13 protein-coding genes are annotated in these 13,842 nt (G+C 38.7%); 4 read left to right on the forward strand and 9 right to left on the reverse strand.

Features of this window, described 5'->3' with window-relative positions; genetic code table 11:
- Positions 1-7: 7 nt before the first annotated feature.
- From fabD to ACFFIS_RS17885, 9 genes are all read right to left on the reverse strand, one after another.
- Positions 8-946: an ACP S-malonyltransferase gene (fabD, locus tag ACFFIS_RS17845; protein ID WP_320379998.1), complete on the reverse strand. Its 939-nt coding sequence runs from the start codon at positions 944-946 to the stop codon at positions 8-10.
- Positions 947-1,229: 283 nt separating this feature from the next.
- Positions 1,230-1,646, reverse strand: coding sequence for an acyl-CoA thioesterase (locus ACFFIS_RS17850; protein WP_320379999.1), 417 nt, complete (start codon positions 1,644-1,646; stop codon positions 1,230-1,232).
- 295 nt (positions 1,647-1,941) lie between these two features.
- Complete coding sequence (locus ACFFIS_RS17855; RefSeq protein WP_390188607.1) at positions 1,942-3,180, reverse strand: ABC transporter permease; 1,239 nt, start codon at positions 3,178-3,180, stop codon at positions 1,942-1,944.
- A gap of 17 nt (positions 3,181-3,197) precedes the next feature.
- A complete protein-coding gene (locus tag ACFFIS_RS17860; protein WP_390188675.1) occupies positions 3,198-4,160 on the reverse strand; it encodes an ABC transporter ATP-binding protein in 963 nt (320 codons plus the stop codon).
- Between the two features lie 255 nt (positions 4,161-4,415).
- Entirely contained in the window at positions 4,416-5,402 is a 987-nt protein-coding gene (rfbB, locus tag ACFFIS_RS17865) for a dTDP-glucose 4,6-dehydratase (protein WP_390188609.1), read from the reverse strand.
- 54 nt (positions 5,403-5,456) lie between these two features.
- Positions 5,457-6,317, reverse strand: coding sequence for a dTDP-4-dehydrorhamnose reductase (gene rfbD, locus ACFFIS_RS17870; protein ID WP_320380006.1), 861 nt, complete (start codon positions 6,315-6,317; stop codon positions 5,457-5,459).
- Positions 6,314-6,880, reverse strand: coding sequence for a dTDP-4-dehydrorhamnose 3,5-epimerase (gene rfbC / locus ACFFIS_RS17875; RefSeq protein ID WP_320380007.1), 567 nt, complete (start codon positions 6,878-6,880; stop codon positions 6,314-6,316). The genes rfbD and rfbC overlap by 4 nt, the downstream gene beginning before the upstream one ends.
- Positions 6,877-7,776, reverse strand: coding sequence for a glucose-1-phosphate thymidylyltransferase RfbA (rfbA, locus tag ACFFIS_RS17880; protein ID WP_390188611.1), 900 nt, complete (start codon positions 7,774-7,776; stop codon positions 6,877-6,879). The genes rfbC and rfbA overlap by 4 nt, the downstream gene beginning before the upstream one ends.
- 705 nt (positions 7,777-8,481) lie before the next feature.
- On the reverse strand, positions 8,482-9,258 hold the full coding sequence (locus ACFFIS_RS17885; RefSeq protein ID WP_390188613.1) for an REP-associated tyrosine transposase: 777 nt from the start codon (positions 9,256-9,258) through the stop codon (positions 8,482-8,484).
- Between the two features lie 586 nt (positions 9,259-9,844).
- Between ACFFIS_RS17885 and ACFFIS_RS17890 the strand changes: the two genes are divergently transcribed.
- From ACFFIS_RS17890 to sdaAA, 4 genes are all read left to right on the forward strand, one after another.
- Entirely contained in the window at positions 9,845-10,513 is a 669-nt protein-coding gene (locus tag ACFFIS_RS17890) for a helix-turn-helix transcriptional regulator (RefSeq protein WP_320380010.1), read from the forward strand.
- A gap of 51 nt (positions 10,514-10,564) precedes the next feature.
- Complete coding sequence (locus ACFFIS_RS17895) at positions 10,565-11,602, forward strand: PTS sugar transporter subunit IIC (protein WP_320380011.1); 1,038 nt, start codon at positions 10,565-10,567, stop codon at positions 11,600-11,602.
- A 175-nt stretch (positions 11,603-11,777) separates the two neighbouring features.
- On the forward strand, positions 11,778-12,440 hold the full coding sequence (gene sdaAB / locus ACFFIS_RS17900; protein WP_320380612.1) for an L-serine ammonia-lyase, iron-sulfur-dependent subunit beta: 663 nt from the start codon (positions 11,778-11,780) through the stop codon (positions 12,438-12,440).
- Between the two features lie 23 nt (positions 12,441-12,463).
- Positions 12,464-13,345 (forward strand): L-serine ammonia-lyase, iron-sulfur-dependent, subunit alpha, encoded by an 882-nt coding sequence (sdaAA, locus tag ACFFIS_RS17905; RefSeq protein ID WP_390188616.1) that lies wholly within the window; start codon positions 12,464-12,466, stop codon positions 13,343-13,345.
- Positions 13,346-13,842 lie beyond the last annotated feature (497 nt).

Genomic DNA, 13,842 nt, shown 5'->3' on the forward strand with positions numbered 1-13,842 from the left:
CCTCTGTCTATCTTTGATAAGATTTTTGATACGTACGAATATATTTTTTTACCTTCATCGCACTTTCCATTGCATATGTTTTGATTTGTGGTCTTTCGAATGCCCGCATAAAACCTGTCAATGTCCTGCTTGTACCAACTTCAATAAAATGATACACACCTCTTTCACATAAATGCGAAATCGTTTGTTCCCATAAAACGGGATAAGTACATTGCAAACGAATATCTTCTAAAATCGCAGTTTTATTTTTGGTTTCCAAAGCACTACAATTCAATACGACGGGAATAGATGCATCTTGCATTGGAAATTGCTGAACATCACGCATAAAATCAAGTTCCATTTCTTCCATCAAACGAGAATGAAAGCCTTGGCTAACATTTATTCGCTTTGCCCGAACACCTGTCATGACGGCTAACTGTGCTTGTAATGCGTCTATTTCAGTCATTTCTCCTGAAAAAACAACTTGTTGTGGAGAATTATAGCCTGCCACATCTATCCGATGATTCATTGCTTCTGCAATTACCTCTTGTAATTGTTCCTGACGAGAGCAAACTACAGCAAGCATCGTTCCTTTCTTCGTTACAGCCATCATTCTTTTTCCACGTTGGTGGACAATTTTAATCGTGTCTGAAAAAGTGAATACACCTGCGGCAACCAAAGCCGCAAACTGTCCCACGCTATGCCCCGCTACGTACGTTGGTGTAATATTTTCATGTTGCAAGAGTCGATATATTCCGACATTTAAAGTTACAATCGCTGGCTGCGCAATCTCTGTGCTTGTTAATGTTTCTGTCGGTCCATAAAGGCAAATTTCTTTTAAGTCAAAACCAAGCGCTTCATTGGCCTCTGCAAATAATTCCTCAAATACGTCAGGGTAAGCTTTTAAAAAGTCCCTCCCCATCCCAACATGCTGTGAACCTTGCCCGGGAAAAATAAAAGCGTTCAATTTTACACACCTCCTAATATAGTAAACTTCAATTAGTGGGGGTCGCACTTGCTGTATTTTTCTACGGTTCTAATGACACGACTGATTCTATTAGTTTAATTGTTTTTTTAGTTTTATTCGTTCTATTCATTCTAATGGCTTCTACTAGTTCTACAGATACGATTACAATTTGGTGAAACGAATTACGCTTTTACTGCGTGTGGACTTTCGGTTATTATGTTTAAATACGAGCGAATTCACAAAATCTATGTTAATTAACTAGTTCGGTGTTTGTTAATTAGTTCTACGATGATAAAAATCTTTCTATTTTTTGCTCAAATTCCGCATCAAGTCGATATATTAATCTACCATCAGGATACGTAAGTGCATGTTCAGATTCCCCTTTTGCAAGCAATGCTCGTCCATACTTACGAAATATGCGATAGGAAAATTGTAAATAAGCTTTTTTCGGCTGTTGCAGTGCAGTTTCTACAATGACAACATCACCAAACTTTGCTGATTCTTTATACGCGCAATCAATGTGCACAACAGGAAAGTATATTTCCTTATCTAATTCTCGAAAATAAATTCCTGCCTCTTCCGCTAGTTTCATTCTGCCAATCTCAAACCAATTTAAATAATGAGAATGATGCACAACTCCCATCGGATCACACTCTACATACCGGACCGGTACTTCCGTTCTTACCCATTTCAATGTCATGGCTACCTCCTACATCACATGAAACATACGCTAAAAAACTATCATTTACACACCTAAGATATACTCCAATTTCTATTGCTTACACGCTATCTTCTAATAGAGCGACGTGGCGAATATATGATGCACGGTTCAGTTGGTGAAACAGCGGAATTAGGAGATCCGTCTCATGTTTCACTGCTGATTTGTGTGAAACGGGAGAACCGTCCCCGTGTTTCACCGCTGGTTTGTTCGGGCGGGAGATCCGTCTCGTGTTTCACCGCTGGTTCTAGTGAAACGGGAGAACCGTCCCCATGTTTCAGTTGAATCGGAAGAGGCGGACGGATAATAAGAGAAATATGATTCCCATGGAAAACAGGACTGCGATTGAAACGAGTGCGGATGTGATTCCTTGTCCGTAGACGAGTAAGTTATTAAATGCGCTCATTGCCCAAGCTGTTAATGTTACATGCGCTACTGTTTGTAGCCATTCTGGGACAATGTATAAGGGCCACCATGAGCCACCAAGAGCTGACATTGATAATACGATGAGCAAAGAAACACCACTTGCCTGGGCCCGCGTCTTACAAATTGATGCAATAAGCATGGCCATGCCAGTAGCCGCAAAGGCAGTTGCGATAATGAGCAAAATTAGCCCTGTAATCGAGTGCCCAAGCCACATTCCAAAAACAAAATGTCCCACTGTAAATAACACAAGCATTTGGAATAAAGCCGTCATGAAATTCGCTAGCATTTTCCCGCTTAAAATGGACATTCTTGTAATTGGTAATGTCTGCAATTTCCTTAGCGTGCCCCGTTCCCGCTCATCTAGTAGACTTGATGCTGCAGCAGTCGTCCCCAATAATACAAACATAACCGCATATCCCGGAACGTTGGATTCAAAGGGGGTCGTTTCACGTGCCTTATCACCATTTTTTACAACATCCGTCGTGACAACAATTGGGGGATTCTCTACGTAATACGCACTTTTTTCTTTGGCTGATTCAATTTCCCCTGACGGATCTAAGGTAACCCCATGGGATTCCTTCGATTGCTCCGTCATTTGCGTGATTGCCTCAATCGCAACTTCATTCGCCACCGATTGCATAGATAGTTTCGCAGTATATTGAGATAAAATATCATTTACAACACCAGGTATAACGAGATCTGCAGGGTCACTCATTACTATGAGCTCCGCATGCTCACTTTGTAGTACCTTTTCCGAGAATCCCTTTGGAATTACGATTGCAGCCTTATATTCTGGCACGAGTTTCCTAGCCTGTTTTCGTGTTAAATCCTTTCCCTTATCTGTCTTTTCTACAATTTTTAAAACGGACGTATCTTTTAACACAGCGATTAGCTGATCTGTCATTTCTCCTTCATCTTCTACAACTAACGGAATAGAGAACTTCTCCATTTCCCCCTCCGTAAAAATACCTGATAACGCGAAGCTAGCAATCGCAATTACGATAATTGGTGTTAAAATTAAATAAATGAGGCCAGGAATATCGCGTAAAAATATTTTTATATCTTTCATTGCTATGTTCCATACATTCATTTTCCTATTCCTCCAGATTAATTCCGTAGTTTCTTACCTGTTAACTTTAAAAATACGTCCTCTAAATCAGATTCCCGCACATTAAAACTTTTCACTTGTAACTGTTTTTCCCGGATCATTCCTAATACTTTTTCTGTTGGAATTAAGAGATCATGTGCATGTATAACTAGTTTATCGTCTACATAATGAACAGAGTCAACATAGTTGTCATGCGCAATTTCCGTTAACATTTCCTCCCCAATTGGATCCATTCTAATTTCCAACTGTTTTTGTCCGTGCTTTGTGAGGAGCGCTTCTGTATCATCTAAATCCATAATTTTCCCTTGATCATAGATTGCGACACGATCACATAGCAACTCTGCTTCTTCCATATAATGCGTTGTATATATGACACTCATTTTTAGCTCTTTCACTAAATACTGAATTGACTTAAATATATGACTGCGAGATTGCGGATCGACACCGACAGTTGGCTCATCAAAAAATATGACTTTCGGATGATTGAGTAAACCAATTGCTAAATTTAATCTTCTTTTCATACCACCGGAAAAATTCCCCACCTTTTTCGTCGCTTGATCATGCAGTTGAGAAATTTCTAATGCTTCTTCTATACGCTCCTTTTTTAATTTCCCCTTTAACCCATACAAATTTGCAAAAAAACTTAAATTATCATATGCGGTTAATTCCAGGTATATCGCCAGGTCTTGTGGAACCAAACTAACTTTACGTTTAATCTTGCTCAATTCCGTTCGTAAGTTATGCCCACAAACAACAGCCTGACCAGTATCTGGTTTTAAAACCCCAGTCAACATTGAAATCAGAGTTGTCTTACCTGCACCGTTTGGCCCAAGTAACCCTAAAATTTCCCCCTCATACACATCCAAATCCACATTCTCCACAGCCATAAACTTCCCAAAAGACTTCGTCAACTGCCTCGCCGAAATAATCTTTGAATCATCGGGACGGTTCTCTTGCTTCATTTCCACACTCACACTCCCTTATATCCCCCCCTTGAAACATGGGGACGGTTCTCGTGTTTCATCCTTTCGCCTCCCCTTGCTCGACTAATTCACAAGTAAAACAAGGCGGTGGTTTTTACAGTTCATTTAAGACAAGATGTCCTTCATTTCAGTCGAACACACGTGGGCATTTTTTTAGATTCATTTGAGCCAAAACACACTACGGCATTCCTCGCATTCATTTAAGCTGAAACACACTACGGCATTCTCTATAGCTCATTTAAATGATACTTTTTCCTCTATTTTCTCCCACCAATCACGATGTGTAAGATACCACTCGATTGTTTGCTTTAGACCATCTTCAAATGTATAAAACGGTCGCCAGCCAAGATTTTTTAACTTTGTCGAATTAATCGCATAACGCTTGTCATGCCCTAATCGATCTGGTACAAATTGAATGAAATCATCTGTTAATGCTAGCGTATCAATGATTTGCCGAACGACTGCAATATTTGTCCGTTCATTTTGGCTACCTACATTATAAACTTCTCCACTTTTCCCTTTTTCCATAATAAGGTCAATTGCTGCACAATAATCATGACAATGTAACCAGTCACGAATTTGTTGGCCATCACCATAAATCGGAACTCGTTGACCTTGTAATAGTCGCGTAATAGTTAATGGGATTAATTTTTCTGGTAACTGGTATGGCCCAAAATTATTTGAACATCTTACAATATTCATTGGTAAATCATATGTTTCAAAATACGCGCGAACGAATAAATCTGCAGACGCCTTACTTGCACTGTACGGATTATTCGGTGCAAGCGGGGACTGCTCCGTAAAGGTCTCCTTTTCTGAAAAGGCTAATTCACCATACACTTCATCTGTTGAAATGTGGATGAACTTTTGAACTTGAAATTCCTTTGCCAACGCCAACAACAGCTGCGTACCGATTACATTCGTTTGTAAAAACAAATGGGGGTCCACAATAGAACGATCAACATGGCTCTCCGCGGCAAAATGAACGATATAGTCAAATGATTGCTTTTCAAAAACCGTTCGCATCAACGCTTGATTGGTGATATCCCCTTTTATAAATGTATACTGCGAGTTTCCATCCAAATGTTGATGTTTTTTTATATCTCCTGCATACGTAAGTGAATCAACATTTACGATTTGCACTTCCGCATATTTTTCAATCATATAATGAATAAAATTTCCGCCAATAAAGCCAGCCCCACCAGTAACTAATAATCGCATTGATTTCCCCCCTTATAATGGAATAGAAAATAACTCTATTTGGCCACACATGTACTACAGAGTCTTTTTTATATTATTTTCCATGACATATTCTTCTAAAGCATCCTTCCAATGTCGTAACGGTGCAATTCCACATTCTATCAATTTCCCACAATCCATACGAGAATTAGATGGTCGTTGGGCTGGGGATGCAAACTCCCTAGCAGATATAGGTTGTACATGAACATGGCGCATATCCAATTGCATAAAAATTTCTTGGGCAAATTCAAACCAAGTACAATATCCTGCATTCGTAAGATGATATATTCCAAAATGGGATGTTTGTATGAGTTGAATCATCACTTTTGCCACATCTACCGTATATGTTGGGGTTCCAATTTGATCATCAACAACATGAAGGGTATCTTTTGCTTGTCCAAGTCTTGCCATCGCATGAACAAAATTGTTCCCATGAAAACCATACAGCCAAGAGACACGAACAATAAACCAACGTTCCAGTGTATGTTTAACAATTTCTTCACCAGCTAATTTTGTTTGACCATACACATTTATTGGACATGTTTCGTCACACGCTGTGTAAGGTCCCAGCTTTTTCCCGTCAAACACATAATCGGTGCTCACATACAATAAAGTTGCATGGTGCTTTTTTGCAGCCTCTACAATATGTCTTGTACCTTGAACATTGACCTTTCCACATGTTTCCTTATCCTTTTCCGCCTTATCAACATTCGTATATGCAGCACAATGGATGACGATATCTGGCTTAATGATATCCATATAACCGTGAACCTGAGCTTCATTTGTTATATCAAAATCACTTGTTCCAACACCAATTATTTCTAAGCCTTGCTTCTGCCCCTCGCGAACAATGTCACACCCTAATTGTCCTGTAGCACCTGTCACCAATACCTTCATACATACATCTCTTTATATGAAAAAGTTGTATCGACTTCCGCCAAAAAGGGCTGCAACTCATCTTTTTTTGATAATATCGGCGTTGAAATAGGCCAGCTAATCCCAATTTGTGGATCACACCATTTGATACCACAATCATGGTCCGGTGAATAATACGTATCCACTTTATAAACGATATTTGTGTTAGGGGTTAACGTACAAAATCCATGTGCAAATCCTTTTGGCACATACAACATTCTTTTGTTATACTCGGATAAAATAAACGAAACCCATTCTCCATATGTCGGCGATCCTTTACGAATATCGACGACCACATCATAAATCGCTCCGCTTGTCACCCGGACAAGCTTTGATTGTGCTTTTTCCAACTGTTGATAATGTAGACCGCGTAAAATACCTGGTTCTTTTGAATACGAATGATTATCTTGAACAAAGTAATCAATGATACCAAGCCTCTCTAATTGATCTTGCCGATAGCTTTCTAGAAAAAAACCTCGATGGTCTTCATGAATGTCAGGTTCAAGCAACAATACCTGATTCCATACCCGTTCAACGATGTTCAAATTAACACATCCTTTGTTAAAGTTTTTCTAGACCTTTCTACTATATTGAAAAGATATTTTCCATAATCACTTTGGGCATACTTTTCTGCAGCTGTTAGTACTTGATCTATGCCAATGTATCCTTTGTGATAAGCAATTTCCTCCAAACAGGCAACTTTCAAACTTTGTCTTTTTTCAATCGTTTGAACAAATGTAGAAGCCTCAAGCAAAGAGGCATGCGTACCAGTATCTAGCCAAGCAAAACCCCTGCCAAGTATTTCCACATGGAGTTTTTTCTGTTGTAAATACGCTTTGTTTACATCCGTAATTTCTAATTCACCGCGATCTGACGGCTGGAGATTACTCGCAATATCTATGACATCGTTATCGTAAAAATAAAGTCCTGTAACCGCATATGTCGATTTTGGCTTTAAAGGCTTTTCTTCAATGTTTTTCACCTGACCACTTTTTTCAAATTCAATAACCCCATACCGCTCCGGGTTATTGACATGATAGCCAAAAATAGTAGCACATGATTGTCGGTATACTGCTTTCTCCAATATCGTCGCAAATCCATGACCATAAAAAATATTATCACCTAAAATAAGGGCTACACGATCATGGCCAATAAATGTTTTACCAATAATAAACGCCTCTGCAATACCACCCGGGGACTCCTGGACCGCATACGTGATATCCATTCCAAGATTTTCCCCATCGCCAAGTAATTGTTTAAATCTAGGCGTATCTGTCGGAGTTGAAATAATTAAAACCTCCCGAATCCCCGCAAGCATTAAAACAGATAACGGATAGTAAATCATTGGCTTATCATAAATCGGCAACAACTGCTTTGACACAGAACTCGTCAACGGGTACAAACGAGACCCATACCCACCAGCCATAATAATCCCCCTCAAACAAACACCTCCTTTACGTGAAACACGGGGACGGTTCTCATGTTTCACGCTGCTTTTAGGAAACATGAGTCGCTTCCCTTAAGAGATGGAGAAACTGCGAGACGGTTCTCATGTTTCAGCAACGACCTAGTCAACTCTTCTTATTCTAGCCATCCTAAATCTACTAGCCTTATAAACTGACGAATATGAGATATACATACAAAACATATTTGAACTGAAGAAAACAGTGCACTATACTGGCTACCTTTTAATTGGCCTTACAGCTTTGCCTGATTACAGTTGGATATATGGTTTCATATTTTAGTGCTCCTTAACTTTACTGGAGCAACAAAAACTGTGATACTTACAAGAAATTAAGGAATTTCGCAATACGGACAGTATTCGCGTAAAATCATGGTGAGAAAAACTCGTAGGTAAATCTAATGAAGTTAGTGAGGTACGCAAAAAATTAATAAGTTTAATAATTCGGTAATTAAATCTATTATTACCATTATATACAATGTAAGGGAAAAATATATAGTCTATTAGTATCACTTTTGAAGCATATAGACGTTTTTTCCACTCCATCATTCCTAAGCCTTAATTACCATTCGGGGAAACACGGTGAAACATGGGGACGGTTCTCTCGTTTCATCCACAATTTCCACAATAGATTTTGCATTGTTCGGAGCCATTTGTATTATTCAAATCTCGTGTTTGCCCATCTTAAGCCCTAGCAACTAAACTCGGTGAGACTCCAAAAATTCTAGCGATTTGGCGATATGAAACACCCTCAATTTTTTTAACATTCCTCAGAATCTCGTTTCTTTTTAATCGTGGTAAACTTTTAACATGTGCAATCTCAACAGGACCCAACAATATCTCCATTTCCTTTTTTGCTTCTGTATCTGTTTTTCGTACCCGTCTAGGAAAGTCATCTAAACATTGATCACCATTTTGTAATTCATTATAATCTCTAAACATTCTTCTAGCTGCTTCCGCATTATCAGAGAATTTCTCCAGAACAAAATCCTTATCCAGTAGTCCCATTGGAAAATATTGTTTACCATAATATCCCAGGCAGCTGCTCCACTTCCATTCTTCCACTTTACGAGTCAATCCAGCCATTATTGGATTTTGATGAATATATCTTGTAACTGTTAATAAATATCTATCTGACTCAACATTTTCACTTCTAAAACGGTCTTGAAATAGATGACCTGTTGTCTTATACTTCCAATGATAATACGAAACGAAACTTACCCCAATTCGCCTCATCGTATTTGAAATGTCTTCTATTCCTTCCTTGAGTAACAAATGCACGTGATTCCCCATTAAACACCAAGCAAAAACTTTAATTCCTGATTTGCTTTTGTATCTTTGAATTGTTTCAAGAAATCTCATACAGTCCTCATCGTCATGAAAAATCTCCTGTCTATTCGCACCTCTTAACATAATATGGTAAACACCAGTTTTACTTTGTATTCTGGCTTTACGCGGCATCTTCTTTCTCCTCCCAATCTATGAAATTTAATAATAGTCGAAGTAATTTTTTTACGGATTTTCTTTTCGGGGAAAAACTTGAAGGTATAGGATTAGCAAGATTATTAGGTTAATATGCATACTTTTCTACATCGCGAAGCACCAGAACCGTCCCAACACTTCACAAGATAGTCTATTTTATTCTCTTAGTCAAGAACACACATTCCTATAAAAATTGTATTTTACATAACTTTAAAACTTAAAAACTCACTATTAATATAAAATATGCTAGATAAACACCAATTTAATCATTTAAACCTACTCATAATTAAAATTTAGTAATCATTAATATAAAAAATACACAGCATTGAAAACTGCGGACTAATCTAATATTCGAGTTATGACCCATTTAATCGTGGTCATTGGTCATTATGCGCATGAAAGTGTCACAAAGATTCGGGATATGTGTCGCCATGAAACATGAGAACCGTCCCTATGTTTCAAATTTTATTTGAAGGGTTAAAATTTTGTTTGAATTCTATTGATTTTGTGGTATAGTTTAATAGAAGATCACTTTGAAAACGATTACATTCGAGAGGTGAGAGGAATGAAGGAAAAGGACAAGCTTATTTTTGATCATGCTATTAGAACCGCAAATATGATAGTAGACTTGTTTGGACCAAGATGTGAAGTTGCAGTTCATGACTTTTCAGATTTACAAAGGTCCTTGATACATATTGCTGGAAATGTAACACACCGTGAAATCGGTTCTCCAATCACAGACCTCGTTTTAAATGAACTAAGAAAAGAACAGGAAGATATAGAAGATATTCCAAGTTATCGCACCCAATCAAAAGAAGGACATGTTTTAAAATCTACTACAGTCTTTTTAAGAGACGAAGATAACAAGATTATTGGGGCACTTTGTACAAACTATGACATTAGTCTTTTAATGGAATTTGGTGGCGAGATTGACACTTTTATTGATTTTCAACAAGATAAACAACCAGTCGAAACATTTTATCATTCTGTTCAAGATGTTACACATGACATGGTAAACCAAGTACTACTTCGTTATAAAAAAGCACCTTCCCAAATGTCCATGGAAGAAAAAATTGATTGTGTCAGTGAACTAGATAAGAAAGGGACATTTCTCATAAAAGGAGCAACAGAGTATGTTGCACATGTTCTAGGGGTTTCAAAATTTACTGTCTACAATTATTTGAATAAAGTCCGTTCTATGCAGGAATATCTTATCGATCAAGACGCGGAATAAGGCGCATTAAAATGATAGCGCATTCATATAACATCAAAGGGGAGAACATCAATGGCAATTTTAAAGGGAAGTATTTTATTATTAGTGGTACTAGCTTGCTTTACGTTATTTAGTTATAAAGCGCCAAGAGGTATGAAAGCAATGGGAGCTTTGGCAAGTGCTGCCATTGCCACATTCTTAGTCGAGGCTTTTCAACGTTATGTAGGTGGAGACCTGTTAAACATTAAATTTTTAGGTGAAGTAGGAGATGCAGCTGGAAGTATGGGCGGTGTAGCAGCTGCTGCCCTCGTTTCCCTGGCAATGGGAGTATCACCTGTTTATGCATTAATGATGGGGGTATCTTGTGCTGGACTAGGATTATTACCAGGTTTTGTTGCTGGCTACCTGATGTCTTTCGTCGTGAAAAAAATTGAGAAAAAAGTTCCCGATGGACTTGATTTAATTGTTACAATAGTTATTGCAACACCGCTTGTCCGATTACTTGCAGTCTATGCAGATCCGTTAGTTGATGCTACACTACTTAATATCGGTGGAATTATAACACAAACAACAGACGCTAGCCCGATTGTTATGGGAATTATCTTAGGCGGCGTTATTACAGTCGTTGCAACAGCACCATTAAGTTCCATGGCCTTAACAGCGATGTTAGGACTAACTGGTGTCCCAATGGCAATAGGCGCACTAGCCGTGTTCGGTTCATCATTTATGAACTTTGTTTTCTTCCATCGCATGAAGTTTGGTGATCGCAAAACAACAATTTCTGTTGCAATTGAGCCATTATCACAGGTTGATATTATTTCAGCTAATCCAATTCCGATTTACGTTACGAACTTCCTAGGTGGGGCTTCATCCGGTATCATCATCGCGCTATCGGGACTAGTCAACGGAGCAACAGGTACCGCTACCCCAATCGCTGGATTTGCCGTAATGTTCGGTTTCAATGACCCAATCAAAGTAACAATCATCGCACTATCTTGCGCATTAATCAGCGCATTCTGGGGATACGTTGGATCCATTTTATTTAAAAACTTTAAAATTCGCAGAGTCAATCAAGTCACTGCAATCGATACAGAACTAGAACCAGCATGAAACACAGGGACGGTTCTTGTGTTTCACTTACTTAGGCGTAAAAACAGCGGAAAACAGATGGAAGGTTCTTCTGCCTCATATTTGATAACAAGTCCCCTCACTAACGTTTGAGGGCACGAGATGAAACAGGAGAACCGTCCCCATGATTCACAAAAATAACAAGGCGGTGGTAAATATGAAGTTTAATTCTGTTTTTGATATTATTGGTCCAGTTATGATTGGGCCATCAAGTTCACATACAGCCGGGGCGGCACGTATTGGAAAGGCAGCAAGAAATCTTTTAGGTGATGAACCTCGGTGGGCAAAGATCCACTTATATGAATCTTTCGCTAAGACATACAAGGGGCACGGGACAGATTTTGCCTTGGTAGGAGGATTATTAGGTTTTGAAACGGACGATCCACGAATGAGTAAGGCACTAGAGATTGCAAACGAGCGCGAAATTAAAATAGAATTTATTGAAGATACTGCGGCAGTCGACCATCCGAATACAGCTAGACTAATTATTGGCAATGATGTAGAACAAGTTGAATTGGTTGGGATATCAATCGGTGGTGGAAAAGTAGAAATTACCGAGTTAAATGGTTTTAATCTACGTTTATCTGGAAATCACCCAGCAATTCTTGTCATGCACGATGATCGTTTCGGTGCTATTGCTTCTGTGACTACCATTCTCGCAAAACATAAAATTAACATCGGTCATATGGAAGTAAACCGAAAAGATGTTGGGAAAGAAGCTTTAATGGTAATTGAGACAGACCAAAATATCGGTGAAGCCATTTTAAAAGAACTAAATGAAGCAGATAATATTACACACATATCAACAATCATTAGTTAGACAGTTAAGAGAGGAGAATGCATATGTTTCGCACAGTTGCTGAATTAGTAGAAATGGCGGAGAAAGAAAACATCTCAATTTCAGAAGTGATGATTCGTCAAGAGATGGATGTAAAAGAAAAAACACGTGAAGAGATTTTTACTGAGATGGAACGTAACCTTGAAGTAATGGAACAAGCAATCAATGATAGTTTAAAAGGAAAAGGAGTCACATCAGTAACTGGATTAACAGGTGGCGATGCCGTACGAATTCAGGAATATATGAAAAACAAAACCCCATTATCTGGAAATCTAATGATGGATGCAGTTAGTAAAGCAATGGGAACGAATGAAGTAAACGCAGCAATGGGAACAATTTGTGCAACCCCAACAGCAGGAAGTGCAGGCGTTGTCCCGGGTACATTATTTGCTGTTAAAGAGCAACTAAATCCAACACATGAACAGATGATTCGCTATTTATTTACAGCAGGAGCTTTCGGATTTGTTGTGGCAAATAATGCCTTTATTTCTGGGGCTGCTGGTGGATGTCAAGCAGAAGTTGGCTCAGCCGGAGCAATGGCATCAGCTGCAATTGTAGAAATGGCAGGAGGAACACCGCAACAATCTGCAGATGCTTTTGCAATGACATTAAAAAATATGCTTGGGCTTGTTTGCGATCCAGTAGCGGGGCTTGTCGAAGTACCATGCGTAAAAAGAAATGCAGGTGGCGCCTCTCTCGCTATTGTCTCAGCAGACATGGCACTAGCAGGTGTCAAAAGTAGAATTCCTTGTGATGAAGTGATCGGAGCAATGTATCAAATTGGAAAAAGAATGCCAGCCACACTCAGAGAAACCGGAGAAGGCGGCCTAGCAGCAACACCAACAGGAAAAGCATTAAAAGAAAAAATATTTGGACCATCCGCATGAAACATGGGTGAAACATAGGGACGGTTCTCGTGTTTCATCTATGGTCGTTTGAGACACGAGTTTTGCCGAGACACGGGACGATACATGGACGACACATGGGGACGACACATGGAGGCGGTTCTTCCGCTTCACCCCCGGTTCCAATCATCCTAAACAATTTTTACATTTTAATCCACAAAATACAATATATCTTACCAACATCACTTCATGGATGGACTTTATTATTTTAAGTCCATCCCATTTTTTAGCTTTCTATCCATGAAAACCCTATCAATACCAATCTATTAGACATTATTTATCATTTCCATAACCATTTTCCTCTATATTAAGGAAAAAATACAACATTAGAACATGAAATCAGCCGTAAACAGCTCTTATATCTATAATCGAAACAAGTGACACTTTGGGGGGATAAAATAAAAAATATTTTTCAGTGTTAGATGGATGTCAACAGTTCGATTTCATATTGTTTTCTATAAACACCTATAAATTTATGT

This window comes from Paracerasibacillus soli (assembly GCF_042432965.1).
In the GTDB taxonomy this organism is placed as follows: Bacteria; Bacillota; Bacilli; order Bacillales; family Amphibacillaceae; genus Paracerasibacillus; species Paracerasibacillus soli.